Annotated in this window: 25 protein-coding genes; 16 read left to right on the top strand and 9 right to left on the bottom strand. The window is 45.7% G+C overall.

Annotation, left to right across the window (positions count from 1 at the left end; all coding sequences use genetic code 11):
- Window positions 1-14: 14 nt before the first annotated feature.
- A complete protein-coding gene (locus tag AB4167_RS21385) occupies window positions 15-524 on the bottom strand; it encodes a hypothetical protein (RefSeq protein ID WP_017069595.1) in 510 nt (169 codons plus the stop codon).
- A 336-nt stretch (window positions 525-860) separates the two neighbouring features.
- Between AB4167_RS21385 and AB4167_RS21390 the strand changes: the two genes are divergently transcribed.
- The 4 genes from AB4167_RS21390 (at window position 861) to AB4167_RS21405 (ending at window position 4,912) form a co-directional block, all read left to right on the top strand.
- On the top strand, window positions 861-1,250 hold the full coding sequence (locus AB4167_RS21390) for a site-specific integrase (protein ID WP_372136984.1): 390 nt from the start codon (window positions 861-863) through the stop codon (window positions 1,248-1,250).
- 107 nt (window positions 1,251-1,357) lie between these two features.
- Window positions 1,358-2,257, top strand: a complete 900-nt coding sequence (locus AB4167_RS21395; protein WP_372136985.1) for a homocysteine S-methyltransferase family protein — start codon at window positions 1,358-1,360, stop codon at window positions 2,255-2,257.
- Between the two features lie 113 nt (window positions 2,258-2,370).
- Window positions 2,371-3,381, top strand: a complete 1,011-nt coding sequence (locus AB4167_RS21400; protein ID WP_372136986.1) for a Gfo/Idh/MocA family protein — start codon at window positions 2,371-2,373, stop codon at window positions 3,379-3,381.
- A 10-nt stretch (window positions 3,382-3,391) separates the two neighbouring features.
- On the top strand, window positions 3,392-4,912 hold the full coding sequence (locus tag AB4167_RS21405; RefSeq protein WP_372136987.1) for an SgrR family transcriptional regulator: 1,521 nt from the start codon (window positions 3,392-3,394) through the stop codon (window positions 4,910-4,912).
- Between the two features lie 96 nt (window positions 4,913-5,008).
- Here the strand turns inward: AB4167_RS21405 and AB4167_RS21410 are convergent, their stop codons facing one another.
- The 4 genes from AB4167_RS21410 to AB4167_RS21425 form a co-directional block, all read right to left on the bottom strand.
- On the bottom strand, window positions 5,009-6,103 hold the full coding sequence (locus AB4167_RS21410; RefSeq protein ID WP_372136988.1) for an HDOD domain-containing protein: 1,095 nt from the start codon (window positions 6,101-6,103) through the stop codon (window positions 5,009-5,011).
- Window positions 6,104-6,337: 234 nt separating this feature from the next.
- Entirely contained in the window at window positions 6,338-7,393 is a 1,056-nt protein-coding gene (locus AB4167_RS21415) for an alcohol dehydrogenase family protein (RefSeq protein WP_372136989.1), read from the bottom strand.
- Window positions 7,390-7,908 (bottom strand): TetR/AcrR family transcriptional regulator, encoded by a 519-nt coding sequence (locus AB4167_RS21420; RefSeq protein WP_372136990.1) that lies wholly within the window; start codon window positions 7,906-7,908, stop codon window positions 7,390-7,392. The genes AB4167_RS21415 and AB4167_RS21420 overlap by 4 nt, the downstream gene beginning before the upstream one ends.
- A gap of 155 nt (window positions 7,909-8,063) precedes the next feature.
- Window positions 8,064-9,197 (bottom strand): multidrug effflux MFS transporter, encoded by a 1,134-nt coding sequence (locus tag AB4167_RS21425; protein ID WP_372136991.1) that lies wholly within the window; start codon window positions 9,195-9,197, stop codon window positions 8,064-8,066.
- Window positions 9,198-9,294: 97 nt separating this feature from the next.
- Here AB4167_RS21425 and AB4167_RS21430 point away from each other — a divergent pair, with 97 nt between their 5' ends.
- Complete coding sequence (locus tag AB4167_RS21430) at window positions 9,295-10,068, top strand: helix-turn-helix domain-containing protein (RefSeq protein ID WP_102394444.1); 774 nt, start codon at window positions 9,295-9,297, stop codon at window positions 10,066-10,068.
- 99 nt (window positions 10,069-10,167) lie between these two features.
- Here AB4167_RS21430 and uxuA read toward each other — a convergent pair whose 3' ends face one another.
- The 3 genes from uxuA to AB4167_RS21445 form a co-directional block, all read right to left on the bottom strand.
- Complete coding sequence (gene uxuA / locus AB4167_RS21435; RefSeq protein WP_017068145.1) at window positions 10,168-11,355, bottom strand: mannonate dehydratase; 1,188 nt, start codon at window positions 11,353-11,355, stop codon at window positions 10,168-10,170.
- Between the two features lie 207 nt (window positions 11,356-11,562).
- Window positions 11,563-12,345 carry an FCD domain-containing protein gene (locus tag AB4167_RS21440; RefSeq protein ID WP_017068144.1) on the bottom strand — a complete coding sequence of 261 codons (783 nt, stop codon included), beginning with the start codon at window positions 12,343-12,345 and terminating at the stop codon, window positions 11,563-11,565.
- A 107-nt stretch (window positions 12,346-12,452) separates the two neighbouring features.
- Window positions 12,453-13,436, bottom strand: coding sequence for a TRAP transporter substrate-binding protein (locus AB4167_RS21445; RefSeq protein ID WP_029235323.1), 984 nt, complete (start codon window positions 13,434-13,436; stop codon window positions 12,453-12,455).
- Between the two features lie 299 nt (window positions 13,437-13,735).
- On the opposite strand from AB4167_RS21445, the gene AB4167_RS21450 reads away from it, so the two are divergent.
- From AB4167_RS21450 to AB4167_RS21490, 9 genes are all read left to right on the top strand, one after another.
- On the top strand, window positions 13,736-14,248 hold the full coding sequence (locus tag AB4167_RS21450) for a TRAP transporter small permease (protein ID WP_017068142.1): 513 nt from the start codon (window positions 13,736-13,738) through the stop codon (window positions 14,246-14,248).
- A gap of 15 nt (window positions 14,249-14,263) precedes the next feature.
- Window positions 14,264-15,571, top strand: a complete 1,308-nt coding sequence (locus tag AB4167_RS21455; protein WP_017068141.1) for a TRAP transporter large permease — start codon at window positions 14,264-14,266, stop codon at window positions 15,569-15,571.
- 96 nt (window positions 15,572-15,667) lie between these two features.
- On the top strand, window positions 15,668-17,131 hold the full coding sequence (locus AB4167_RS21460) for a fructuronate reductase (protein ID WP_017068140.1): 1,464 nt from the start codon (window positions 15,668-15,670) through the stop codon (window positions 17,129-17,131).
- A 12-nt stretch (window positions 17,132-17,143) separates the two neighbouring features.
- The gene (uxaC, locus tag AB4167_RS21465; RefSeq protein WP_102394443.1) at window positions 17,144-18,556 is read left to right on the top strand and encodes a glucuronate isomerase; all 1,413 of its coding nucleotides are present in this window, start codon (window positions 17,144-17,146) and stop codon (window positions 18,554-18,556) included.
- Window positions 18,557-18,559: 3 nt separating this feature from the next.
- On the top strand, window positions 18,560-19,552 hold the full coding sequence (locus AB4167_RS21470; RefSeq protein ID WP_372136992.1) for a sugar kinase: 993 nt from the start codon (window positions 18,560-18,562) through the stop codon (window positions 19,550-19,552).
- A 9-nt stretch (window positions 19,553-19,561) separates the two neighbouring features.
- Window positions 19,562-20,185, top strand: coding sequence for a bifunctional 4-hydroxy-2-oxoglutarate aldolase/2-dehydro-3-deoxy-phosphogluconate aldolase (locus tag AB4167_RS21475; RefSeq protein WP_372136993.1), 624 nt, complete (start codon window positions 19,562-19,564; stop codon window positions 20,183-20,185).
- A 129-nt stretch (window positions 20,186-20,314) separates the two neighbouring features.
- Entirely contained in the window at window positions 20,315-20,818 is a 504-nt protein-coding gene (locus tag AB4167_RS21480; RefSeq protein WP_108094025.1) for a YgjV family protein, read from the top strand.
- 272 nt (window positions 20,819-21,090) lie between these two features.
- Window positions 21,091-23,139, top strand: a complete 2,049-nt coding sequence (locus AB4167_RS21485) for a glycoside hydrolase family 3 N-terminal domain-containing protein (RefSeq protein WP_372136994.1) — start codon at window positions 21,091-21,093, stop codon at window positions 23,137-23,139.
- Window positions 23,140-23,203: 64 nt separating this feature from the next.
- Window positions 23,204-23,584, top strand: a complete 381-nt coding sequence (locus AB4167_RS21490) for a hypothetical protein (protein ID WP_017057786.1) — start codon at window positions 23,204-23,206, stop codon at window positions 23,582-23,584.
- A 275-nt stretch (window positions 23,585-23,859) separates the two neighbouring features.
- Here AB4167_RS21490 and AB4167_RS21495 read toward each other — a convergent pair whose 3' ends face one another.
- A complete protein-coding gene (locus AB4167_RS21495) occupies window positions 23,860-24,807 on the bottom strand; it encodes a LysR family transcriptional regulator (RefSeq protein WP_372136995.1) in 948 nt (315 codons plus the stop codon).
- Window positions 24,808-24,933: 126 nt separating this feature from the next.
- Between AB4167_RS21495 and add the strand changes: the two genes are divergently transcribed.
- The gene (add, locus tag AB4167_RS21500) at window positions 24,934-25,932 is read left to right on the top strand and encodes an adenosine deaminase (protein ID WP_372136996.1); all 999 of its coding nucleotides are present in this window, start codon (window positions 24,934-24,936) and stop codon (window positions 25,930-25,932) included.
- A gap of 118 nt (window positions 25,933-26,050) precedes the next feature.
- The gene (locus AB4167_RS21505) at window positions 26,051-26,617 is read left to right on the top strand and encodes a sugar O-acetyltransferase (protein ID WP_372136997.1); all 567 of its coding nucleotides are present in this window, start codon (window positions 26,051-26,053) and stop codon (window positions 26,615-26,617) included.
- Window positions 26,618-26,848: the final 231 nt, after the last annotated feature.

A 26,848-nucleotide genomic window follows, 5' to 3' on the forward strand; every position in this document is an offset into this window, starting at 1 on the left:
TTAATCCTTATTTGTTATGTGCGTTCTAAAGCGAACTTCGCCAGATACTTACCAATATCTTCATGGCTTATATAGCAATCAAACAACCTAGCTTTCTCTATGTTGTTATTATAAAAGAATTGAGGAGCAATTAGGATGGTTTGGAAGTCTGTATAGTTCTTAAACTTCTCTTTGTTCATCCATTGTTTAGCTCTTTGCGAATACATTTCCGCTTGATATTCCGTAAAGTGCCCGTCGGATAATTTGTTCTCTATGTGGAGAGCGACCCTGCCACCATCTTGCCCCTCAAGTACCACCAGAATATCTGTTTCGGATTGACGCCTTTCGGTCACTGTACCATTAGTTGCAGGATCAAGCCTTTCGAAGTCAATTATTCCCCAAGGATGGTCTGAACGAGACCACAGGTACTTGTATCCACCACTTCTAAATTTCGTCTGATGAACGAACCATCTCAGAAAATCAGGATTGGTTTCAACTGCATTATTCAACACAGCATCTAACTCTTTCTCTGTGAACGTTACCATTTAGCCTCCAAGCACATAACATTTTAATATTGTGCAAGCACGAATCCATCCGCTTAACATATCAAAAAGGTCACTCATAACCAACTGAATGCTATGCATTTAATATAAAAGTGGGTCTAAACAATAAGTGTGAAAACGTGCAAGCACATATTGCCGACTATGTAACGCTCGGCCTCATTCTTAACCACCCGTAAATCTGCAGTATAATCAATAATTTAAAATAAGCCTCTCGTTAAATTCGTGCTCAATCAGAGTTAAAAACCACTCTTTTTTAAGTCATTAATTATTCAACAAGCAATAAACTGTCTGTATGTACAGATTTTGTGAGGGGAATATATGGCGAGTCAATTCATGCAGGCAATTTGCGAACATATGACGATGCGAGGCTATAGTCGCAAGACAATCAAAGCCTACTGTTACTGGATAAAATACTTCATTCATTTTCATAAGCTTAAACACCCTGAACAGATGCATGCCGCTGAAGTTGTCTCCTTTCTTTCTCATTTAGCTAATCAACAAAAAGTAGCCATCAATACTCAAAAGGTAGCTCTCAATGCTCTAGCCTATTTATACAATCAATTTATTAAGCAACTTCTAAAGTCAGGCTCCGATATCAGAACGGTTCAAGAGTTACTGGGGCACAGTGATGTTAAGACAACTCAGATATACACTCACGTTATTGGGCAACACTTTAGCGGCACGACTAGCCCGCTAGACCACCTATAACGAAACTCCCTCATCGATAGTTGAACCTGGCTTGATGGCTTCTGTCTGACAAGGTTGTCTGATATGGTGGCAGCAGAACTTCAGCAATTGTTTAGATAGTATTGAATATGAAAACACTAACCATACTTGATGGCGGCATGGGCCGAGAACTCAAAGAAATTGGCGCGCCATTTTCTCAACCGCTTTGGAGTGCTCAAGCGCTGATTGAAGCACCCGAATTTGTTAGCCAAGCGCATCAAAACTTTGTCGATGCAGGTGCTGAAATCCTAATCACCAATAGCTACGCCTGTGTGCCTTTTCATTTGGGTGAAGAGCTGTTCGAGCAGCGAGGCTTTGAACTAGCCACACTGTCTGGTGAGCTGGCTAAAGCAGTTGCAGACAATGCACCCCACACAGTGAAAGTAGCAGGCGCGATTCCACCGCCATTTGGCAGCTACCGACCAGACTTGTTTAAGGTAGAAGAGGCAGCGCCAATCATTCAAACGCTTTACGATGCCCAGGATCCAAACATCGATCTTTGGATAGCGGAAACCATCTGCAGCCTGCAAGAGTTCGAATCCATTCATGCGGTTCTTAAGCAGTCAGATAAGCCGTGTTACTACGCATTCAGTTTGGAAGACACCAAGGGCGATTCTGCCAATATTCGTTCTGGCGAGAGCGTAACAGACGCGATCAAACTTGCCTGCCAATCAAACGCGACAGGCATTATGTTTAACTGTTCAGTGCCTGAAGTGATGGATCAAGCCATTATCGATGCCAAGAAAGTGATCGATGAGCTAGGCAGTGATTTAGAAGTTGGTGTCTATGCCAACAATTTTGCGCCTATCAGCAACGAACATGAAGCGAATGATATGTTTCAGGAGATGCGTGAGCTGGATGGCCAAGGTTACTTAACTTACGCTAAACGCTGGCATGCACTGGGCGCGAATATTATCGGTGGCTGTTGTGGCATCGGGCCAAAACACATTAAAGCCCTAGCCGATTGGAAACACTCAATACAGAGCTAATCCTGAGCTTCAACTAGAATAAAATAAATAGAGAACAGGTTGAGAAATCTGTTCTCTATTTGTATGTGACGTCTCTGAGTACACTGATACAAAACAACGATTTGGAGCAACTGATGAGCGACACGCAACGAAAAATTAAATGGGGCATCGCAGGGCTAGGCAATATCGCCAATCGATTCGCGACTGCAGTAACAGAGCACTGTCTGCATGGTGAGCTTGATGCGGTTGCCGCCAGAGATCACTCACGCGCAGCCACGTTCGCCAACAAGTTTGCTTGCGACAAGGCGTATGGTTCTTATGAAGAGATGGCGAATGACCCAAGTGTTGAAGCGGTTTACATCGCTACGGTTCACCCATACCACCAGCCACTCACTGAGTTGTTTCTAAAGAATAAAAAACATGTATTGGTCGAGAAGCCGGCTTTTACCAACCTTGGTGACTGGCTTGAGATGAAAGCTCTCGCGAAGCAAAATGGCGTGATGCTGTTAGAAGCAATGAAAACCGTGGTGTTTCCCGCATATCGTGAGCTCCAATCATTCTTGGTCGATAACAACATTCAGATAGATTCAATCGAAGCCAGCTTTGGTAACCATCATGACTATGAGCCCGATTTGTTTATCTTCAATCCGGATTTGTCAGGCGGAGCAACACTCGATGTTGGGGTCTATGGGCTTTGGTTCTTTTACGATCTGTGCCGAACGCTGGGTGTAAACCCTTCAAAACCTCAGGTAGAGATGTCGTGTCTTTATGAGGGAGCGAATGTTGATACCAATGCATGCTTTACATTCTCTGGTGATATAAGCGGTAAGATATCGGCATCAACAGTGCAAAACCTTCCCCGAACAGCACACTTGAGTGGACCTGAAACCAAAATCACCATTCACGAAAAATGGTGGAATCCGGCCTTTATTGAGATTGAACATCAAGGCAAAAAGTCGACCATTAACTACCGAGTGACAGGGAATGGATTCGAGTTTGAAATCGACCATTTTTCAGATTTGGTGCTTCAAGGCAAAACTGAATCGAATATCCTAAGCTCAGAGATAACCTCTCGAGTTCTCGGCACGATGGAAAAAGCACTGATTGACTCTGGCTGTCCACATTTAACTCAACCTCGTCGTTAGGAAAAGCAAATTGGGCAACCTTAAGCGCAAGCTTGAACTGTATGAAAAGATATTTCAGGCTTTTGGGCCTGGAGTATCACATTGTCAGGTCAACCAACTGGCCACACTGCTGCACGTGAGTGAACGTCACGTTCAGACCTTACTCAAAGCGATGACAGCACAAGGCTGGATTGAGTGGCAAGCTAGCTCAGGCCGCAGCAAGAAGGCACAACTCACGTGTCTGGTTGAACCCATTGAGGCGTGTTACCAATACGCACAAACCCAAGCTGACGCAGGCAACATAGAACAGGTGTTTAGCACCTTGAGCTTCAACGGCCGCAATGCTGGCACTGAGTTGCAAGCCTTTCTAAGCAATACCAATCCGTCGACGCAGAATATCGCGTACATCCCGTTTCACCGAGAACTCGAAGCGCTTCACCCTCAACGCGTGCTTAGACGCACCGAACGTTTCTTAGTTATGCAAGTTTGCCAACGCCTAACCTCCGTTAAGCACGGCAAACTCAGCGGCGATCTGGCTTATCATTGGCAGCCTAATCAAGATGCGACACAGTGGCACTTTCAGATTCGCAATGGTGTTCACTTTCATAACGGTCGAACACTCGAACCTCAAGACATAGCACGCAACCTTAACTCGCTCTGCCAAAGCAAAATATGGCGTCGCTGTTATCAGCATATTGATGAGGTCTCTGTCTTGGCAGGCAATGTGGTTGTCGTGAAATTGAATCAACCTGATTGGCATTTACCGCGCCTACTTGCTAGGGCTGAAGCCTCCGTATTCGATCACTCATCACCGACTGATAGGCTGATTGGATCTGGCGCGTTCTCATTAGACATCTTCTCAAGCAAGATGTTGAGATTGAGCCGCAATAGCGCGTATTCACACAGCACGCCGATTCTTAATCGAGTCGAGTTGTGGGTCTACCCGGAATGGGCACAGAGCAAAGCCTGCGCTCAAAATCAGGTGTGCGTGAAACTGCCCGAGAAAACGACCACTGTGCGTTGCGATGGCCATGCTTCCCAACCGGAATTCGGCTCAACCTTCTTCAAAATTCAAAACCCAGCGTTGTCGAAAACAGAGCGGGAGTTCACCGTTGAAGACACCTCTGAATGCCAAACCCTTTTCGAGCAATTATCAGTATCCGGCGACCACAAAACCAGCGTGGAATATGGGCACTACCTAACTCACTACCTAACTACCAAAGACGTCGCGCTGTGCAGTATTATTGATGAGAACGACACCTTCACTTCGTGGTTAAGCTTTTTCACTCGCTTCCCGTTTGAGGAATTAACTTTACCTTCTGAGATGCTAGAGACAATCGAACAAGGCTTAGCTTCAATAACAAACCAACCAGACTTTGAGTTAGCGATGAATGCACTGTTGTCGCTCCGGCATTGGTTGCATGAATCTGGGGTTGTGACTGAGCTCAAGCAAGAGGCGTTCAACTTAGAGGTTTCTGAAAAGATACACGGCGCACAAGTAAATGGTTTCGGTTGGTGCGAACTCGACAAGCTGTGGATTAGCCATTTGTAAGCGTATTTCGTAGCTGAATGTATTTCACAACCTAGCCCAACCAAGCTGCAACCAATCATTATGTTCAGTCACAGCGTAGGTCGAATAGGCTAAGGGTTAGCTCACTAGCGATAATTCAGACTCTTTATAGATACGGTTAGCCACTTTGTATGCAGCCGGAGACATCAGTGTCTCTTTGCATCTGCGCTTAAATTGCTCGACTTCAATCGTTTGTTCTTCCAGTAAATAGCACAGCTCACTCAAGTAGTTAGCTTCAAACACAGCTTGACCAAGTGGCGTGCATTCGTATCGGCTCGACTCTTGGTAGCCAATCGCGGTCAACACTGATTCTGGCAGTTCCCAGAACTTAGCAATGGTGTAAGTCAGGCGAATGGAGTAGCTGTTCATCAGGCGCTTCAATGCTAACGAGTTAGGCGGAACAGAAGGATCTACATGTTTGAAGGCTTCTACCATCATCTGGAAAATGATCATCTTGCCTAAGTTGCGAATCAACCCAACAAAGTATGCCGCTGCTTGATCTTCTTGAGATGAAGAGTCTTTCATCAACTCCTTAGAAAACGACGCCGTCTGAACACTGTGATTCCAAATTTTCTCACCGAAGTGACGCCAGTAAATATTGTTCCCCGGCGTGAAGTTCTTCATGTAGCTATTCACTACCCCTTCTATAAGCCCTTGAGAACCCATATTTAGGAATGCTGTTTTTAGGTCGGTAACCTGTTTTTCATTGCGTTTGTAAAAGGCGCTATTTGCCAACTTAATCACATCGGCAGCCATACTCGGCTCGCGCTCAATCACTCTTAACAAAGCATCGACATCAAACTCATCGCTCTGTAATTCTGCCATTAACGTGGTCACAGAGGCTGGCATCACAGGCAGTTCATTAAGCAATGCTTTTGGAGAGCGAATCAAACGTTCGATCTGAAAAGCGACAAAATCACTAAATGGGTCTGACTCCGTTCGAAGGCGAGACTCTCCAAACAAATAATCAAGGAACTCACCATCGTGAAGGCTAAGCGTCTTATCGACGATTAATGATGATGGTTGAGCTGACGAAGGCGGAACAAAGATTGAAGACCGAACAGAATCAGTAGCAACGGTTTGTTGTTGCTCTTTTTGGACAGGCTCTGCAGAGGGTTTGTTTTTTGAATCAACAAAAGGCGAGAATAGCGCCTGCAATACCCTTTTAAACATCAATACGGCTCCTAGATGAATACAACATAGATAGGGATATATAACGGCGGTGATTATCGCACAGTTAATTAATAAACCACACAGTGACAAATGAATCATTAACTTTTCAGCTGTATAAGATCTGTTACTCAACAGCCTGCGAGACTAGGCCTCCTGTATTCGCCAGAAACAAAAAAGCGAGCACATGATACTGGCTCGCTCTTACATAAATCTAAACCGTGAAGCTGACTAAAACTAGCGCTCTGCCACTTCCAACACGATCTTACCAACGTGTTTTTTCTTTAAGAACTCATCTTGCGCTTTATGAATATCGGCCAGCGGGTAAGACTCTGCGACGATGGCGCCAATCTGCTGCTTCTCAATACGGTTGATTAGATTTTGGAATACCTGTAGCTCTAAAACCGTGCAACCAAAAAAGCTGAGATCTTTGAGATACAAAGTTCGGACATCAAGCTCAACCATAGCGCCACCAATCGCGCCTGATACGGCATAGCGACCATGTGGTTTCAGCACTTCAAGGAACTCAGGCCACTTGTCACCTGCCACTAAATCGATAACTACATTCACGCTACTTTCGCCTAGCGCTTTAACCAAATCCGCATCACGAGCAATCACTTCATCAGCGCCAAGTTCAAGTAACTGTTGGTTCTTGCTTGGGCTGGTAATCGCAATCACATACGCGCCACGAGCTTTTGCTAGCTGAATAGCCGCAGAACCCACACCGCCCGATGCACCTGAGATAAGCACGCGATCAGGTTCAGCCACGTTGGCGCGAGTCAACATGTTTTCTGCGGTCGAGTAAGAGCATGGGAAAGACGCCAGCTCAACATCCGACATTGTGCTGTTCACCGCGTAAGCGTGCTTAGCTGCTACTTTGGTGTATTCAGCAAAACCGCCATCGCACTCAGATCCGAAATACCATGGCTGTGGTAGATCTCGCCCGTACACTTCAGTCAGACAAGGTTCAATCAGAACACGCTCACCAATACGATCAGCAGGGACTTCGTTACCAACGGCTACGATAAAACCGCACACATCAGCACCTTGGATGCGAGGGAATTTCAACGCTTCGCCAGACCAACTTGCATCGTCTGAATCATCACTTTTAGAATACCAACCGATTCGTGTGTTGATGTCGGTGTTGTTCACGCCTGCGGCCATCACCTTGATCAGCACTTCATTAGGTTCAATTTGAGGAACAGCGATATCTTCACGGTAACCCAGCATTTCTGCCCCGCCGTGCCCTAACATCTCTGCGCCTTTCATTGTTTTTGGCACTTCAAAATTCATACTGTTTCCTTGAGTAATTTTGTCACCATATTCTGTGCCGATGCCACTGCTTCTTCGCCCAATACTGGCCACGCGCTTGATACGCCTTCATGAAGTAGAAAGAGCTCTGAAGCGAGGTCTTCTCTTTGGCTTTGCTTAGCCATTAACGCCTGAACTTCTTTCTTATGCTCGATTACGGCCTGGTTAATCAGTTCGTTGTCAGGAAAAGCAGCCAGTGCGTTCATCGATAAACAACCGTGCGGCGCGTGCTCTTCCATCCACTGTTGAAGCTTGTTGAAGATATGAGTAATCGCTTGGTAGCCCGAGCTAGGGGAATCTTCCAACAGCAGACTCAAGTAGCGCTGATGACGATGTTCTAACGCCCCAACGATCATCGCTTCTTTTGAAGGGAAGTGTTTATACAAGGTTCTCAGGCTCACGTTGCACGCGGTTTTCAGCTGTGCAACGCTCGGCTCCGCAAAACCTTGCTGGCTAAACGCCACTTCAAGGCTTGCTGCAATCTGTTCTCTCAACATAGTGCTCTCTTAATACCCGACAAAGGGTAGAATGATTGTTCTACTTACAGGGTAGAACGATCACTCTACCTCTGTCAATATCCAAATTTACACACCAAGAAATGATAAATTCCGCGCCAAACAGGACACGGAATTTATCAATACAGATGAGAGACTTAGCGTTTGATCTGGAGTCGGTTGCGTATCGTCACCAACACAGACAAAGCGCCGCAAAGTACCAACACCACCCCTAAATCTTGAATCATTCCCGCTAAAGCGAGCCCTGAGCCGATCAAGGTGTAATACATCAAACCAAACAGTGCGCCTGCACTTCCTGCTTGAGATTGGTAGCTGACTAATGTGCGACTCAACACATTGGGGATCGCAATACCAAACGCCATAACCACCAACATCATTGGAAGCAAGAACCAGATCGTGTGTTGTGAAAAATACACACCCACCGCACCTAATGTTTGAAGCCCTGCTGCGATACCAATCAGAGACATTGAAGACACTTGTCTCTTCAACAATGTCTTGTTCACCAAGCTTCCCAACAGAGTCCCGAACCCAAGCACAATGCCGCTGTAGCCAAACTGCTCAACGCTAAATCCAAGTTGAATGAAGGCAAATGAACCCAATTGATAATAGGAAAATAGCGCAATATTGAACGACGCAACCAGCAACGCAGACATCCATATATCGCTATCTTTGATCATGTGAATACTGAGTGACTTTAACTGCAATGGCTGCTTAGATTGTTGCGTTTCAGGCAATGACCATAGGCTATGTGCCAACAACGCTAACACCATAATAAACAAGGCAATAAACACATATTGATGCCCGCCCGCTTGGCTTAGTTGACCGCCAAGAAGCAGCCCGATGATTGGGCTAATCGACAGCCCCATCCCCATGTAACCAAACACCTTGGCCAGTTCCGCGCCGCTAAAGGCATCGCGCAACATGGTTTGTGTCACCACCGAGCCCACCGCAAGCCCGAAAGCACCCATGGCTCTGGCTATCATCAACCACGTAAAGCTGTCGGTTTGCATAGCAATAAGTGCTGAACAGGCGAATAACCCCATGCCCAGTAACATGGTTGGTCGGCGCCCCCATTTGTCTGCCAATATGCCCCATACCACAACACCGAGCGCAAACGCTGAGAAGTAGATCGAGAGGGTTTGCGCCGCTTGTGCGTAACTCACATCAAAGGATTTCGATATTGAATCCAGAGTCGGGCTATAGATGGTTTCTGCGATTTGAGGGAACATCAGCAATAGCACCATTTGCCATAAAGAAGGTTTTGTTTTCATCATTTTTCCAAGACCAGTGAACTTGACGAGGAGTCTAGGGGAAACTAACCTTGGCTCGTTAACAACATTAAAACCAAAAACAACAAGATTAGGACAAATGGCATTAATCAGCGAAACGATTGAGTTTGATGCAGACAGCTTACCTGCGCCCGTAATAGGGATTGCGGCAGAGCTAGGTCAGCATGATTCAGGAATACATCACCACGTAAAAGGACAGCTGTTGTATGCTCCACAGGGTTGCATCACCTTGACCTTAAAAAACGCCATTTGCATTTTGCCGCCGACTAAAGCCGTGTGGATCCCGCCTTATACCAAACATCGCGCGCAGATGACCAATGTGGTTGCTTATCGGTCGCTCTATTTTGATAGCAGTATTTACACCTGCCCAGAAGCGATTGAAATTGTGGAAGTGAATGAGCTTTTAAAAGCCCTGATCAATAAGATGGCTTTCTGGGATTGGGACGTTGCCCGCGAGCAAACCACCAATACCGCCAACCTATTCTGGGAAGAGTTTTACAGTGCTAACCAACACTCGTTTATCTTGCCACTACCGACAGATCGCCGCTTTAAAAGCTTTTGCAAACAAGTCCGAACCGCCTCTTTTCTCGCCCCTGCATTATCGACATTAGCTAACTCGGTTGGCGCAAGCACCAAAACGATTACTCGATTATTCAAAGCCGAAACAGGCATGACTTACCAAGAGTGGCGACAGCAATGGCGCTTGTTTAAAGCGATTGAACTGCTCTCAGAAAACCGACAAGTCGTTGATGTGGCACATTTGCTAGAGTTCTCATCTAACAGTGCGTTTATCGCTTTTTTCAAACAGCAAACTGGACAAACCCCGTTGGCCTTTACCAAGTTAGGGGCGTGATTGTTGTTATCCAAACTCTGAAGTTTTACTGAGCTCAGATACAAAAAACCAGAACATGAGTTCTGGTTTTTAAAAGTATTTTAAAGCTAGATGCCGTCGTTACTTGGTATAGAAAGCGCGTTTCAATGCCATCTCTAAACCACGAACTTCAGCTAAGCCTTTCAATCGACCAATCGCCGAATAACCTGGGTTAGTGGTTTTCTTAAGGTCATCCAGCATTTGATGACCGTGATCCGGACGCATTGGAATTAAGCGGTGATCGCCCACTTCTGCACGACGATTTTCTTCATCCAAAATAGCCATCACAACGTTGTACATGTCCACATCACCATCGAGGTGCGCTGCTTCGTGGAATGTCATTGGGTTGCTCTCTTCACGCTTAGTTGAACGCAGGTGCGTAAAGTAAATTCGGTCACCGTGCTTTTTGATCATATTAACCAGATCATTGTCGCCACGAACACCGTATGAACCCGTACACATCGTCAAGCCATTCATTTTGCTCGGTACATGCTCGGTCAACCAATCAATGTCTTCGATCGTTGAAACGATGCGAGGCAAGCCTAGAATCGGACGCGGTGGATCGTCTGGGTGAACCGCCATCTTCAAGCCATTCGCATCACAGATAGGCATCAGCTCAGCGAGGAAGTAAGACATGTGCTCACGTAGCTTGTCTTTGTCGATTCCCGCATAGCGATCTAGCTGTGCTTGAAACGCTTCTAGTGTGTAACCTTCTTCAGCGCCTGGCAGGCCAGCGATGATGTTATTAGTCAGTTGCTGAATTTGCTCTGGCGTCATGTTGTTGAAGTAATCCAACGCTTGAGCTTGCTCTGATTCTGAATAGTCCGATTCTGCACCTGGACGTTTCAAGATATGCAGCTCAAATGCCGCAAACGCGATTTGGTCAAAACGCAGTGCGCGCGAGCCATCAGGCATTTCAAATTCTAAATCGGTACGCGTCCAGTCCAACACTGGCATGAAATTATAACAAACCGTATCGATGCCACACTCAGCAAGGTTAGACAGAGTTTGCTTATAGTTATCAATCCACTGCTGGTAGTTGCCAGTTTGAGTTTTGATCTCTTCGTGCACAGGCACGCTTTCTACAACCGACCACGTTAAACCTTTCTCTTCGATAATGGCTTTACGCTTGAGGATTTCTTCTTTTGTCCAAACTTCACCATTTGGAATATGATGCAGTGCATTCACAATACCAGTTGCGCCCGCTTGACGAATATCGTCTAGCGAGACTTGATCATTAGGGCCGTACCAACGCCACGTTTGTTCCATGAGACTTACCTTTCTTTAAGACGCACTTAGCCGGCTCGAATTAATCAAGCTAAATGCAATAACGACTTCTTAATGGCAGCAATGACAATTACTGCCCGAGATAGCACCGGTCTACGCCGGTCTAAAGACGATTACCTATCTACAACCTATTGAATGAATCAGCTTTCAAGAGGAGCCTTGTCGCTGAATTCAACATTAGCTTCAGAACTAGCTTTCTGAGCTAAGCAGCACCACTGGGTTGGAGCTAAATAAGTAACCATCAAAGTTTGGGTCATCAATGTCTGACAGCGCTAACAAACGCTGTTTAACATTCTCAAGGTGTTGCCACATTGCGTTCTTAGCAGCGACAGGGTCTTTGCGCTGTAAGGCGGCGAGGATACGAGCGTGATCATCTAACCATTCTTCACGGTAATCTTGACCACTGATGTGAGAGTGGAGTTTATTCCACATTGGACTCTTTTCGCGTCGATCCCAGGATTGTTTCAACATATCTACCAGCACAGAGTTTTGAGTTGCCTCTGCAATACACATGTGAAATCTTTCATCTCCGCTGCAATCGGTAGTGCCGCTTGCAAGCTCTTCGCGCTCGAGTTCGAGTGCAGAGCGCATCTTAATGATGTCGCCCGGAGTGACCTGAGTTGCCGCAAACTCCGCGATATTACTTTCCAGTAATTGGCGGGCCTGCAGCATCTCGAATGGACCAGCGTCATCGCTGACCACATTCTCGCGAGAATGAGTAGGAATGTTCAGGACATAAACACCTGACCCTTTTTTTACCTCAACTAAGTTTTCAAGCTCTAGCATGATGATCGCTTCACGCACTACAGTGCGGCTTACATCTAGACGATCAGCAATATCGCGTTCTGGAGGTAACCTATCTCCGACCTTATACAGGCCTTCAATCAGTTCTTTTCTTAGTACTAACCCTATCTCCTGATAAGGTCTTTTCGGCTCGAAAGGCATCATGATGATATTGTCACTTCTTTCCATTGTATTTCTCTCGCCATCATAATGACCAAATATAATTGGTCAACCTCTATATCTTAAAATGCAGTAACACCTTGTTTTTGTATTACTCTTTTTTCTATATTTGCTCGTTATTCAACAGCCTGAATACGGTCAATCAATGCGCTCAATTCTGGGTCCGCTTTATCTAGCGCGTCGTACATAGGTTGAACCGCTAGTGCGAACGCAGCCTTGTCTGGTTCCACAAAAGTAACGCCCATTTTCTCGGCTTTAGCACGCTCTTTTGCTTCCGATTCAGCCCACAATTTTTTCATCAATTCAGATGAATCACTTGCCGCCTTCATTAGCGCATCTTGTTGTTCTGCAGTCAGTTTATCGTATGCTTTGGTTGAGATAACCAACACATCCGGAACCATCGTGTGCTCATCTAAGCTGAAGTATTTAGACACTTCACTGTGACGGCTCAAGCTGAAAGAAGGAATGTTATTTTCAGCCGCATCTACGACACCTTGCTGCAGTGCTGTGTACAACTCACCGTAAGCTAGTGGCGTTGGGTTACCGCCTAACGCTTTCACCATCGCAATTGCTGATGGGCTTGGTTGAACACGAACTTTCAAACCTTTCAGATCTTCTGGTGTGTTAATTGGCTTATTGGTATAGAAGCTACGCGCACCAGCGTCGTAGTAAGTCACACCAATAAAGCCGCTATCACGAGAAGAGTTAAGAATGTCACGGCCTACTTCACCATCTGTCACACTGTAGTAGTGCGCTTGATCGCGGAATAAGTAAGGCATGTTGAATGATGAATAAGCAGGAGAAAAAGCTTCTAGCTCAGCAGCATTACTTTTCACCATATCTAAAGCGCCGTTCTGCATCAGCTCCATAGATTCACGCTGTGTACCCAATTGAGCATCAGGGTAAATACGGATACGCACCTCACCATCAGTCAATTCACGTACTTCTTTCGCCATAAACGTCATCGCTTCATGTACTGCATGGTCACGAGGGTGGTTATGGCTCAGTTTCAATGTTGTCGCTGCATAAGCAGAAGCTGTTGCTCCAAAAGTCAAAGCAGCACCGACAACCGCACTAATCAAAGTTTTACGCGTCATCATCATTCTTATTCTCCGTGGATTGGTTATCCAAAATGTAGGGTGTTTTTTGTTATGGGCTCATATTGGGGCTCAAAAAAGGAACCGTCAAAGCTGAAATTAAAATTGATTGACCAATATCACAATAAAAACCCATAAATTGGTCAACCAAAATCATTTGTGAAGTTGCTCACGCCAACAAAAAAATGAATAGCTTATGATTCAGCCAGATTTTTGAACATCCCATCCCTACATAGAAACAATTTCTTACATTGGTAAACCAATTGTTATGAGATACGCAATTTTGTTGAAAGGAAATAAACATGAATAAATTGGTCAGTTACATAAATAGAGGGTTGGCCGCCTTTACAGTGTCTCTATCGTCTTTCTTGGTGCTATGCGTGATATGGCAGGTTCTATCCCGCTATGTTATTGGCAAACCAAGTACTGTTACCGACGAGCTCGCTCGTTACCTCTTTATGTGGGTAGCCCTGATTGGTGCTGCTTACACAACAGGTCTGAAACGCCACCTTGCCATCGACCTACTTACGATGAAGCTGACTGGCAAACGTAAATTAATCAACGAAATCATTATCCAAATAGCCATCGCTTCTTTCTCTTATATCGTTCTGGTACACGGTGGCAGCCAACTTGCAGCTAAAACACTTGCGATGGGACAACTGACTCCCGCTCTAGGTTTAGAAATGGGCTACATCTACTTCTGCTTACCGGTTAGTGGCGCTTTGATGATTTTTTACTCAGTCGTATTTACCTACGAACGCGTTAAACAATTAATGTCAGGTGACGATTTGATCACCGACTCACAACTTGATTGATAGAAGGATTTCACAATGGAATGGCAAGTAATACTGACATTATTCGGTAGTTTCGCTGTACTGCTTACAATCGGTGTACCGGTCTCTTTTGCGATTGGTTTATCGTCACTAGCAACCATCTTAATGAGCTTACCGCTTGAGCCTGCAATTGCTGTAGTTGCTCAACGTATGGCGGCAGGCCTTGATAACTTTGCACTATTAGCAATTCCGTTCTTCATTTTGGCGGGCAACATCATGAACCAAGGCGGCATCGCGCTGCGTTTGATCAACTTCGCGAAAGTGTTGGGTGGTCGTCTACCAGGTTCACTCGCCCACGTAAACGTGATGGCAAACATGATGTTTGGGTCTATCTCAGGCTCAGCGGTTGCATCGGCTGCTGCAGTTGGTGGCACTATGTCTCCTCTGCAAAAGAAAGATGGATATGACGAAAACTACTCGGCTGCGGTAAATATTACGTCATGTCCTGCGGGCTTGCTTATCCCACCCAGCAACACGCTGATCGTGTTCTCATTAGTTTCTGGTGGTACCTCTATTGCAGCATTGTTCTTAGCAGGCTACATCCCAGGCCTATTGATGGGGCTGAGCATCATGATGGTGGCAGGTATTATCGCGAAACGTCGTGGCTACCCAGTCGCAGCTCGTCCTTCCACATCAATGGTATGGAATACCTTCCTAAAAGCAGCACCTTCTTTAGCACTGATCGGCATCATCATGGGCGGCATCATTGGCGGTATCTTTACTGCGACTGAGGCTTCCGCAATTGCTGTGGTATACACGTTTGTTTTAGCTGTGCTTGTCTACCGCGAAGTGAAATGGGGTGATATTCCAAAGATCATCCTTGAGTCTGCAGTAACAACATCTATCGTTCTATTACTGGTTGGCGCATCAATGGGCATGTCTTGGGCAATGGCGAACGCCGATGTACCTTACATGATTGCCGATGCTCTACTCGCGGTTTCCGAAGACCCACTAATGATCCTACTGATTATCAACGTGATTCTGTTGATTGTTGGCATCTTTATGGATATGACCCCTGCGGTTCTTATCTTCACACCAATCTTCTTACCAATCGCGCTAGACCTAGGCATCGACCCTGTGCACTTCGGCATCATGATGACCTTCAACCTTGCTATCGGTATCTGTACACCGCCAGTAGGCAGTGCTCTGTTCATCGGTTGTTCGGTTGCCAACATTGCCATCGACAAAGTCATCAAGCCTTTATTGCCATTCTATGCCGCACTTATTGCAGCCCTAATGGCCGTTACTTTTATCCCTGAGCTGAGCTTGTTCCTACCTGAATTGGTACTGGGCTACGGTTCGTAATTTGGTCACAGATAGATTCTAAGACTGCTAAACACTCAAACGCTTTATCAAATAATAAAATCCCGCTGGTTCGCTGGCGGGAAAAGGAACTGAATAATGAAGACTGTTGCTAACTCTACGCTGCCAAACACTGTACTACGACCTGACTACGACCGTTCAGCACTCCAAAGCCGTATCGTGCACCTTGGCTTCGGTGCATTTCACCGAGCGCATCAAGCGTTGTTCACCAATGAAATGCTCAGCAAGACCAGCACTGATTGGGGTATTTGCGAAATTAACCTATTCGGAGGCGAAGACTTAATTGAATCACTTCGCACGCAAGATCACCTTTACACGGTTGCTGAAAAAGGCGCTGAATCCACAGACGTTAAAGTGATCGGCTCAGTGGCCGAATCTCTTCACCCAAGCCTAGACGGCATCGAAACCGTATTAGAAAAAATGGCCGAACCTCAAGTGGCTATCGTTTCTATGACCATCACAGAGAAAGGCTACTGCGCAGACCCAGCGACAGGAAAACTCGACAAAAATAACCCATTAGTCATCGCTGACCTAGCTAACCCAAGCGAACCTAAATCAGCATTAGGTTACATTGTGCAAGCGCTCAAAATTCGACGTGAACGTGGCTTAACACCATTCACGGTCATGTCTTGCGATAACGTGCAAGAGAACGGTCATGTAGCAAAAGCAGCGATCATTGAGTTTGCTCAACTGCTTGACCCAGAATTACGTGATTGGATTGAAACCAATGTCACCTTCCCATGCACCATGGTTGACCGTATCGTACCCGCAGCAACAGAAGAAACACTGACAGAAATTGCAGAACTGCTTGGTTGTGAAGACCCATGTGGCATCGCCTGTGAACCCTTCCGCCAATGGGTGATTGAAGATAACTTTGTGGCAGGTCGTCCAGATTGGAATGTCGCTGGCGCAGAGTTCGTAGAAGATGTAGTGCCTTACGAAGAGATGAAACTGCGCATGCTCAATGGCAGTCACTCTTTCCTTGCTTACCTTGGATACCTTGGTGGCTACGACCATATTTCCGACACTATGACGGATGCTGGCTACCGAAAAGCCGCTTTTGACATGATGATGAAATCACAGGCACCTTCGTTAACGATGCCTGAAGGGACTGATTTAGAAGGTTACGCAACCTTGCTGATCAACCGCTTCACTAACCCAAGCTTGAAGCACAAGACGTGGCAGATTGCGATGGATGGCAGCCAGAAGATCCCTCAACGTATGGGTGGCAGCTTACGATTCCATTTAGATCAAGGCTCAGATTTCTCGTGGCTTGCAACCGCCATCGCTGGCTGGATGCGCTATGTATCTGGCGTTGATGAGCAAGGCAATGAGATTGATGTCCGCGATCCAATGGCAGACACACTTCGCCAGATCTGCGACCAGCATGGACTCAATGTTTCTGTGGTTCCAGCATTACTTGCGGTTGAAGCGATTTTCCCTGCCGAGCTAGGCCAAGACCCGCAGGTCATTGATGCGGTAAGTTCAGCGTACCAATCATTAATTGAACACGGTGCCGTTGCGACCGTGGCTGCGTTATAAGGAGTACAAACAATGAAGAATTTCTTATGTGAAGACTTTTTACTGTCGAATGAGACTGCACGTCGTTTGTACCATGAACACGCAAGCCACCAGCCGATTTATGACTATCACTGCCATCTAAACCCGGCAGAAGTGGCTCAAGATCGTCAGTTCGAAAACATGTCTAAGATTTGGCTTGAAGGTGACCACTACAAATGGCGTGGTATGCGTTCAGCAGGGATTGATGAGCGTCTGATTACTGGAGGCGCAAGCGATTATGATAAGTTCATGGCCTGGGCTAGAACCGTCCCTCAAACCTTGGGCAACCCACTTTACCATTGGACTCATTTAGAACTACGCCGCCCATTTGGTATTACTGGCACTCTCTTTGGTCCAGAAACCGCAGACCAAATTTGGCACGAAGGCAACGAGCTATTAGCGACACCAGAATTTAGTGCTCGCGGCATCATGAAGCAGATGAATGTGGTGATGGCTGGTACGACAGACGATCCAATTGATTCTCTTGAACACCATAAGGCGATCGCTCAAGACAATTCATTTGATGTACAAGTGTTACCAAGCTGGCGCCCAGATAAAGCCTTCAAAATCGAACTCGACACCTTTGTCGATTACCTGCGCCAACTTGGTCAAGTAGCCGATATCGAGATCCGTCGATTTGATGATCTGTTGAGTGCGCTAGACAAGCGTTTAGTCCACTTTAATGCCCATGGCTGTCGTGCGGCTGACCACGGTATTGAAGTGGTTCGCTACGCACCTATTCCATCAGAATCGGATTTGGATGCCCTGTTAACTCGACGCCTCAATGGCGAAACGCTCACCGATCTAGAATGTGCGCAGTTTTCAACTGCGGTTCAGGTGTGGTTAGGCAAGCGCTACGCCGCAATGGGTTGGGTAATGCAGCTTCACATTGGTGCTCAGCGCAATAACAACACGCGCATGTTCCAACTGTTAGGCGCAGATGCAGGGTTTGATTCGATCAGCGATAAGACGTTTGCCTTCGAATTGGCTCACCTGTTAGACGAAATGGATCAAAGCAACGAGTTACCTCGCACCATTCTTTACTGCTTAAACCCTCGCGATAACGAGATGATGGCAACCATGATTGGTAACTTCCAAGGTGGCGGCATCGCGGGCAAAGTTCAGTTTGGTTCTGGTTGGTGGTTCAACGATCAGAAAGACGGCATGCAACGCCAAATGGAACAGCTATCTCAGCTTGGTCTGCTTAGCCAGTTTGTCGGCATGCTGACTGACTCCCGCAGCTTCTTGTCGTACACACGCCACGAATACTTCCGCCGAATTCTGTGTGACATGCTTGGTCGTTGGGCTGAAAACGGCGAGGTGCCAAACGACATGTCACTGCTTGGCCCTATGGTCGAAGACATCTGCTTTGGAAACGCAAAACGCTACTTCGAAGAGAGGGCGTAACCCATGAAACATATCGCCATTATTGGTGAGTGCATGATCGAGCTTAACGGCAAACCGTTCGGCTCAATGCATCAAACGTTTGGCGGAGACACACTCAATGCTGCGGTCTATCTAATCCGCGGCTGCGAGGCCAACCTCAATCAAGATGACATCAAAGTGTCCTACGTCACGGCTTTGGGCGCAGACCCGATTAGCAAGGGAATGTTAGAACGCTGGCATCAAGAAGGGGTGTCGACTGAACTTGTTCTACAAGACAGCCAACGTACTCCGGGTCTATACCTGATTCAGCTTGATGACGCAGGTGAGCGTACCTTCTTATACTGGCGTAATCAGTCAGCAGCACGGTACCTGTTGCAACATCCAGATTTTAGCCAGATAAAACAAGCTTTGCGCAACGTCGATATGGTCTTTCTCAGTGGCATCACATTAGCGATTCTACCCGAGCAAGATCGTATCCAGTTATTGAACATCTTGGTTGAATTGAAGACGCAAGGCGTTGAGATCGCCTTCGACAGTAACTTCCGCCCTGCGCTTTGGCCACAGGACGAAAACCAAACCGTTAAGAACAGCTACCAAGCCATGTATACGCTGACAGATTTAGCTTTAGTCACGTTCGATGATGAACAGTTGATTTGGGGAGATACTTCACCAGAACAAACCATCGAACGTCTAACTTCACTAGGTGTTAAGCAATGCGTCGTCAAACTGGGTGCAGATGGCTGTCTCATTCAAGATGCCGCAATTCAAAGTGACATAAATCTAAATTCTGGTACCGCTTCGGCTCCACGGGCGGTGCCGACCCAACCTGTTGAACATGTCGTTGATACGACCTCGGCAGGAGACTCATTCAATGGCGGATTTTTATCTGCTTACCTTGCGGGTGAAGACTTAACAACGTCGTGCCAGCGTGGCAATACAATGGCAGGCGTCGTTATCCAACATCGCGGTGCCATTATTGCAAAAGAACTTACTCAAGCGGCCATCACAGCCATTTAAGGAATACCAATGAACATCAAACAACAACTAAAAACACTGAAAGTTATCCCTGTGATCGCTATCGACAACGCTGAAGACATCATCCCTCTGGGTAAAGTGTTAGCTGAAAATGGTTTACCTGCAGCAGAAATCACGTTCCGTTCTGAGGCTGCTGTCGAAGCTATTCGTCTACTTCGTGAATCACAACCAGATATGTTGATCGGCGCTGGCACTGTGCTCAATCGTGAGCAAGCTATCGCGGCTAAAGAAGCGGGCGCAACGTTTGTGGTCTCTCCTGGCTTAAACCCAAACACGGTAAGAGCCTGCCAAGAGATTGGTATTGATATCATTCCTGGGGTCAACAACCCGAGTACAGTAGAAGCCGCTCTAGAAATGGGCTTAACCACATTGAAGTTCTTCCCAGCTGAGGCATCAGGTGGCATCAACATGGTTAAGTCACTTCTTGCGCCTTACACGGATATTGAGATCATGCCGACAGGTGGCATTAACCCAAACAATATTAAAGACTACCTAGCGATACCTCGAGTACTCGCATGTGGTGGTACTTGGATGGTGGATAAGAAGCTGATTGAAGAAGGCAATTGGGAAGAACTGGCTCATTTAACTCGTGAAGCCGTTAAGTTAGTCAATTAAACCTAATGCAATAGCACCTTTAGCATTATATCTAGCCCTCCTTTTGGAGGGTTATTTTATGGTTGAGCATTATTCTATCAAAGTTAATATTTAATTGTGCTCGATAGCATCTAAAAATAAAGGCTAAATATGGAAAACTGGATAACACAAGGTGTTGGCGGCCTGGCTTTTTGTATCGGTGTAATGGCCTTTTGGCAAAAAGATGATATGCGTTTTCGCTACCAGATGATGATCTTTTGTTTTGTCATGAGTATCCATTTCATATTAATGGGTGCCATAGTGGCGGCTATAGGCGTAATTATTAATGCTATTCGCAGCTATGTATCGATAAAAACTCAATCGCGCAAAGTGATGTGGTTCTTTATTGGCTTGATGTGGTGTATGACTTTACCCAACATGAATCATTTCTTTGAATTTATTACGGTTATTGGTTCATCCGTTGCGACATGGGCACTCTTTTCAAGACAAGGCATCGCATTGAGGTCCTTGATCTTATTCAATTCCTTCTGTTGGGCTAGCCATAACATTTGGATTGGTTCGATTGGCGGGTCCTTTGTCGAAATCACCTTTATTGTCACCAACATGCTCACTATCTATCGTTTACATCAGCGCAGATTGTTAACTATAAAATAGGCAATATATTTTTTATTCTAGATTTAAAATATGGAAGTAATACATCACTAATTAAATGGGGAATTAATTGGATATCAAAAAATTAAATATAGTTAAGTTTACGTTATTTAAACGTCGTCAATATATTTCCAATACTAAATTGAATTAAATCACCAATTAAATTTATATGGTGATCCAAATCTTTAGTTTGATTTATTTTGGTTAACCAATAATCCGTAAGTTATTAAAATTGGTCATGTACTTATTATTATACTAACAATAGGATCGTGACCATGAAGCGTCTTACCCTGACACCTATAGCAATCGCGTTGCTTCTTGCAGGATGTAACTCATCTGATAGCGACAATAACTTCCAGCAACCCCAAGTTCACTCTCGTGTTCATGATGTATTGAACGTTGAGGGCTACCAATTCCGAGATTCTAACGGTAATGGAACACTGGAGCCTTTTGAAGACTGGCGATTATCTCCAGAAGAGCGAGCAGCAGACTTGGTTAGCCGCATGACGCTAGATGAGAAAGCCGGCATGATGCTCATTGACACCTTAAACTCGTCCAAAGGTGGGCTCGTTAGTAGTAAAGGACAAGACATGATTGGCGATGCCCAAATGACGCGCTTTATCTTCCGTAACAGCGTAGTTGAAACACCTACCAATGCGCCTGATTGCGATTCAGGCCGTTCAGGTTGTCAGATAACCCCAACAGAAGCTGCCCAGTTCATGAATAGTGTTCAAGAACTGCGTGAACAGACGCGAATGGGTATCCCCGCTCTATTCAAATCCAATGCTCGTAACCACATAGATCCATCAGCTAAAGCAGGGATCAACGTTTCTTCAGGTGCCTTTTCTGCTTGGCCTAAAGAGGCAGGTTTAGCAGCCACTCGCGACATGGATTTAATCACTGAATTTGCAGGTATCATGAATGAAGAATGGTCTTCAATTGGCCTACGCAGTATGTACGGATACATGATGGATTTGGCGACAGAACCTCGTTGGTACCGAGTACACGAAACCTTTACCGAAGATGCAGATTTAGCGTCTGACATTATGCGCTCACTTATCAAAGGGTTGCAGGATGGCGGTGAGGTCAACGAAGACAGTATCGCGCTAACCATCAAACACTTCCCTGGTGGCGGTCCACAAGAAAACGGTGGTGACCCACATTATGACTTCGGTAAAAACCAAGTCTATCCAAAGAACAATTTTGATTACCACCTAAAACCGTTTATTGCTGCGATTGAGGCTGGCGCTTCTTCAATCATGCCTTACTACGGCATCCCTGTAGATCAAAAGTGGATGCCAAACGATGTTGGTATGTCCTTCTCAAAAGGCATTGTTACCGACCTTCTCAGAGACGAATTGGGCTACACAGGTAACGTGAACTCAGATACCGGCATTATTGGCGATCGTGCATGGGGTGTGGAACACAAAACGATTGATGAGCAGGTTGCCATGGCGGTCGAAGCTGGAGTCGATGTTCTTTCAGGTTTCCATGATAAAGAAGTCATCGTGAAACTCGTGGAAAAAGATCTGCTTACCGAAGAGCGTGTCGACCTATCAGTCACACGCTTACTTGAAGAACAATTCAAGCTTGGCCTTTTCGAAAACACTTACGTTGATGAGAAAAAAGCCCAAGAGATTTTAGGCAACGAGAAGTACCAAGAACGCGCTGATTACGCACAGAAAAAGTCTGTCGTCTTACTTCAAAATACCAATAAGACTTTACCTCTAGCTGAATCAACCGCACAAAATCCTGTTGCTCTGTATGTCATGGGAATGGACGAAAACATTGCAGGAGACGACAAGTACAACTTTACCGTGACTTCCGGAGATTACGAAGCGGGAGAAACGCTTCCACCAGTACCAGCCGATACGGACTATGCGGTTATTCGTGTTCGCGTATCTAACGAAGGCTCAGATCCTGATCTTATCTTTGGTGGCGCGAACCCAGATGAACTCGATATTCTTGCGTTCAGTGAAATGGCTACAGCTGCATCTTGGCATATTGAACCAAGCCTAAGCGACATTAAAGCCGTTATGAACGAAGTGGGCGCTGACAAAACGGTATTGTCCATCAACTTTAGACAACCCTTCGTGCTAGACGATCAAAGTAATCTTAAGCAAGCCGGTGCCGTGATCGCCACATTTGGTGTCTCGGACAGCAACCTAATGGAAGTACTTTCAGGCAACTTTGCTCCTCAAGGAAAACTGCCATTTGCTTTAGCGAACAGTGCCCAAGCCATTCAAAACCAAGACTCAGACTACCCTGGGTATGATCAAGCCGACACCCTTTACCCGTTCGGACATGGTTTAAGTTACGAATAATATTTGAGCTAATTCAGGCAGTGTTGAGCACTGCCTTTCCTTCTTAGATACCAAGGACAAAGTCATGGAACATATCTTACAACTGGGTTGGGATGATCACGCTATTCCACATAAAATCTGGATAGAACAATACTACGATGGGTGTCGTATCTGCTTGAAAGTCGTAAAAGACGTTGAGCCAGAAATGCTCTCATTGATTGTTCCAAATATTGATGTGCAAACCACTCATAAGGCGTGGCAAGGCAAAGCGACGAACATTACACCAGCCTATGATGACGGCGTGTTGTTCACTCAAACTCGCTCGCTATTCAATTTGCCTCATGGCTGCGTGATTTGGGCGGTAACACATATCCAGATGCAAAACGGCTTAAAAATGTCGGCAGACAAATTGTGCTTCGTACCAAAATACAGCAATCAAGATTCTTGTTTTAAGGTTCCAGCATAACGTAACAACAAGCCGAGTCGCTTATCCAACTTGGCGCTAATCTGCGAAGAACCATAAAAAAGGCCAGCGTATACACGTTGGCCTTACTTCTGTCTGTCTGTCATCAGGATTAAGCACTAATCAATCAACACCAACGAATCGATGGCATTGGATTCATTTAGATATCTCATTCTTGGCGGGCATTTGGCACCCGTAATAAGACAATGCTCATTCTAAAAAGACGAAATAAATTTAAAAAAACTTATTTCGCCGTTTTGATCATCGTAGCTCGCGGTTTACAGCTGAGGTTCTTGGGTCTTATTGACTATGAGGTCGCGAAGCCATTTGTGGCTTGGTTCAGAATCAAAGTAACGGTGCCAAAGCAAAAACAAACCACCGGGAACCAACTCAATAGGAATCGGCTTCATCACCAGTTCGCCACTCTCAATATAGTCACGAACCGAGTTGTACGGATAACACATCAGCAAATCGCTTTGTTTGCACAGCTTTACTGCGCTGGTGATGTCCGACACGTTGGCGGCTTTGTTAATTTGAAGCTGTTTGGCTTGCAAGATTTCCAGTAGCAACCAGTCGCCAACGCCACCAGTGACTAACTGAATATGACGGTATTTAAGGAAGGCTTGCAGATTCCACTCTTCTTGAAGTACTGGGTGATCATTTCGCATCAAGCACACAGAGTAATCTTGCAGCAACTCGACGTGGTTTAGCTCGGCAGGGATATTTTGAATGTGGGTGCTAGCCCTTTCATCGAGCTCAAAAATTCCAATCCCGAAATCGACCTCACGCTTTAGTAAGCGCTTGAAGCTATCGCTGCTCCACGTTGAACTGTTAACGGTAATGTGAGGCGCATCCGCGAGCGCAGTCGGCATAAATTTAGGGTAAATCGCGGTATAAGCGGTTTCAACAAGATCGATATTAAAAGTACGTTCGCTGTCTTTCGGCTCAAAAATGTCCGCCACGGTTAGCTGTTCAACTTGCAGAAGGATTTGATGAATTTTAGGCGCTAAAGAGGTGGCTTTCGGTGTTGGAAACAGGCCTTTTGACTCACGTTCAAACAAAGGGTCGTCAAACAAAGAACGCAGCTTAGTGAGTTGTTTACTCACCGCAGACTGACTAAGGAACAATCGCTCTGCCGTTTTGCTCACGCTGCGCTCTTCAAGCAACACGTGTAAACACAGCAGTAAATTCATATCACATTTGAGTAAGCTTTTAACATCTACCATGATATTCCTTAGATTCAGATTAATGATGACTTTATGTCACTTTAAATCATATCGCAAACTTGTTAATTTAAGCCCATGTAACCTATGAGTTAATAACTCAAAAAATAATAGACCTAAGGAATACTCATGAACTTTCTAGCACTCCCTAAGATTGATCTGCACTGCCACCTAGACGGAAGCGTTCGTCCAGACACCATTATTGATCTGGCGAAACAGTACGGAATCGAACTTCCAGAAGACCGTGAAGCGGTAGTAAAGTCTCTAACAGTGCCTGAAGATTGCAAAAACCTTGATGAGTACCTAGCTTGCTTTAGCCTGCCACTGCAAGTGATGCAAACGGAAGAAGCAATTGAGCGTATTTCTTTTGAGCTTTACGAAGACGCTGCACTAGAAAACGTTAAGTACCTAGAAGTTCGTTTTGCGCCAATCCTGCACGTAAACAAAGGTCTGTCTCTTGATACGATCATTGCAAGCGCAGTAAAAGGCATGAAGCGTGCTGAAGAGAAATACGACATCAAGGGCAACTACATCATGTCTGTACTTCGTATGTTCCCGAAAGACTCAATCAAAGATGTAATCGACGCTGGTAAACCATACCTTGGTAAAGGCGTGGTTGCGTTTGATATTGCAGGCGGTGAAAAGCCGGGCTTCTGCGCTGAATTCCCTGAGTACACGCAATACGCTATTGAACAAGGCTACCGTGTGACGGTTCACGCAGGTGAGCAATGGCATGGTCAGAACGTTTACGATGCAGTCACACTGCTTGACGCTGAGCGTATCGGCCACGGTGTCCACATCCAAGGTAACGAAGACGCATACAACATCGTTAAAGAGAAGCAAGTTGCACTTGAGACTTGCCCAACAAGTAACGTTCAAACTAAATGTATTCACAAATTCAGCGACCACCCAATTGCTGAATTCAAGAAAGACGGCATCGTTGTAACGATCAACACAGATAACCGCACTGTGTCGAACACAACCATGACTAACGAAGTGAAGCGTGTATGTGAAACGTTCGGTCTAACACAAGAAGACTACGCAGAGATCTACAAGTACTCTGTAGAGAGCGCTTTTGCTTCAGACGAAGTGAAACAGCACCTAATGGGTTTCGTTGAGCAAATCTAATTTGAGCAATCTTGATTGCTAAGTAGAAAAACAGGAAGAGAAAGGCTTAGGCTTTTCTCTTTTTTTATGTCCAATTATCCGTATTCTAATATCGATGTTGACGAATGGGATGCAAACAATGAAAACAGAACTCGAGAAAATGCTGTCCGGCGAGATTTTTGATGGCGCAGACCATGAGGTAGACCACATGCGCACTCACGCCAGCAAGGCGCTATCAGACTTGAATCAATGTTCAGACGATACTCAACTGCCAAGTCTTCAGGCTAATCTGTTTGGTAAAGTAGGAAGCAGCGTTGTCCGTCCTCCTTTTCATTGCGAGTTTGGCAAAACCATCGAGATCGGTGACGACACCTTTATCAACATGAACGTGGTGATGCTTGATGGCGCGAATATCAAGATTGGTAACAATGTATTGATAGGGCCAAGTGCCCAGTTTTACACAGCCTCCCACTCACTGGATTATCTCAGCCGCCGTAAGTGGGAAACTTTCTGCCTACCTATCACAGTCGAAGACGATGTGTGGATTGGTGGAAACTCAGTCATCAACCAAGGCGTTACGATTGGCGCTCGCTCTGTTATCGCAGCGAACTCAGTGGTTAACAGTGATGTACTACCAGATTGCCTGTACGGCGGCACTCCAGCCAAGTTGATTCGGCATTTGAATGCCGAACAAACTCGCGATTAAACAAGAAAGCGCGTATCCAAATCTAAAAAAAAGAGCGATGTTTCAATAGCATGGCTCTTAATCTAATTATCAGCGTTGTTTTATCGCACGCTTGTTCACCGCGAATTTGAAGCACGACAGCCGCAACTAAAACCAGCGCTGATATAGTCAAAAACAAGAATGCAACGATAGACTTAGGTGGGTATCTTTTCATTTTCTACACCCTCAAATTTAAGGTTCATCGCGGCTTTC

The organism is Vibrio sp. 10N.286.49.E11, from assembly GCF_041469505.1.
GTDB lineage: Bacteria > Pseudomonadota > Gammaproteobacteria > Enterobacterales > Vibrionaceae > Vibrio > Vibrio crassostreae_C.

What these genes read in the sequence shown, in the direction of transcription:
- AB4167_RS21420 (WP_372136990.1), bottom strand. Translation starts at nt 7,908, where the DNA reads ATGTTGAGAGAACAGATTGCAGCAAGCCTTGAAGTGGCGTTTAGCCAG.
- AB4167_RS21390 (WP_372136984.1), top strand. Translation starts at nt 861, where the DNA reads ATGGCGAGTCAATTCATGCAGGCAATTTGCGAACATATGACGATGCGA.
- AB4167_RS21395 (WP_372136985.1), top strand. Translation starts at nt 1,358, where the DNA reads ATGAAAACACTAACCATACTTGATGGCGGCATGGGCCGAGAACTCAAA.
- AB4167_RS21425 (WP_372136991.1), bottom strand. Translation starts at nt 9,197, where the DNA reads ATGAAAACAAAACCTTCTTTATGGCAAATGGTGCTATTGCTGATGTTC.
- AB4167_RS21445 (WP_029235323.1), bottom strand. Translation starts at nt 13,436, where the DNA reads ATGATGACGCGTAAAACTTTGATTAGTGCGGTTGTCGGTGCTGCTTTG.
- AB4167_RS21505 (WP_372136997.1), top strand. Translation starts at nt 26,051, where the DNA reads ATGAAAACAGAACTCGAGAAAATGCTGTCCGGCGAGATTTTTGATGGC.
- AB4167_RS21485 (WP_372136994.1), top strand. Translation starts at nt 21,091, where the DNA reads ATGAAGCGTCTTACCCTGACACCTATAGCAATCGCGTTGCTTCTTGCA.
- AB4167_RS21400 (WP_372136986.1), top strand. Translation starts at nt 2,371, where the DNA reads ATGAGCGACACGCAACGAAAAATTAAATGGGGCATCGCAGGGCTAGGC.
- AB4167_RS21495 (WP_372136995.1), bottom strand. Translation starts at nt 24,807, where the DNA reads ATGGTAGATGTTAAAAGCTTACTCAAATGTGATATGAATTTACTGCTG.
- AB4167_RS21440 (WP_017068144.1), bottom strand. Translation starts at nt 12,345, where the DNA reads ATGGAAAGAAGTGACAATATCATCATGATGCCTTTCGAGCCGAAAAGA.
- uxaC (WP_102394443.1), top strand. Translation starts at nt 17,144, where the DNA reads ATGAAGAATTTCTTATGTGAAGACTTTTTACTGTCGAATGAGACTGCA.
- AB4167_RS21480 (WP_108094025.1), top strand. Translation starts at nt 20,315, where the DNA reads ATGGAAAACTGGATAACACAAGGTGTTGGCGGCCTGGCTTTTTGTATC.
- AB4167_RS21475 (WP_372136993.1), top strand. Translation starts at nt 19,562, where the DNA reads ATGAACATCAAACAACAACTAAAAACACTGAAAGTTATCCCTGTGATC.
- AB4167_RS21410 (WP_372136988.1), bottom strand. Translation starts at nt 6,103, where the DNA reads ATGTTTAAAAGGGTATTGCAGGCGCTATTCTCGCCTTTTGTTGATTCA.
- AB4167_RS21470 (WP_372136992.1), top strand. Translation starts at nt 18,560, where the DNA reads ATGAAACATATCGCCATTATTGGTGAGTGCATGATCGAGCTTAACGGC.
- AB4167_RS21490 (WP_017057786.1), top strand. Translation starts at nt 23,204, where the DNA reads ATGGAACATATCTTACAACTGGGTTGGGATGATCACGCTATTCCACAT.
- AB4167_RS21385 (WP_017069595.1), bottom strand. Translation starts at nt 524, where the DNA reads ATGGTAACGTTCACAGAGAAAGAGTTAGATGCTGTGTTGAATAATGCA.
- uxuA (WP_017068145.1), bottom strand. Translation starts at nt 11,355, where the DNA reads ATGGAACAAACGTGGCGTTGGTACGGCCCTAATGATCAAGTCTCGCTA.
- AB4167_RS21455 (WP_017068141.1), top strand. Translation starts at nt 14,264, where the DNA reads ATGGAATGGCAAGTAATACTGACATTATTCGGTAGTTTCGCTGTACTG.
- AB4167_RS21460 (WP_017068140.1), top strand. Translation starts at nt 15,668, where the DNA reads ATGAAGACTGTTGCTAACTCTACGCTGCCAAACACTGTACTACGACCT.
- add (WP_372136996.1), top strand. Translation starts at nt 24,934, where the DNA reads ATGAACTTTCTAGCACTCCCTAAGATTGATCTGCACTGCCACCTAGAC.
- AB4167_RS21430 (WP_102394444.1), top strand. Translation starts at nt 9,295, where the DNA reads ATGGCATTAATCAGCGAAACGATTGAGTTTGATGCAGACAGCTTACCT.
- AB4167_RS21415 (WP_372136989.1), bottom strand. Translation starts at nt 7,393, where the DNA reads ATGAATTTTGAAGTGCCAAAAACAATGAAAGGCGCAGAGATGTTAGGG.
- AB4167_RS21450 (WP_017068142.1), top strand. Translation starts at nt 13,736, where the DNA reads ATGAATAAATTGGTCAGTTACATAAATAGAGGGTTGGCCGCCTTTACA.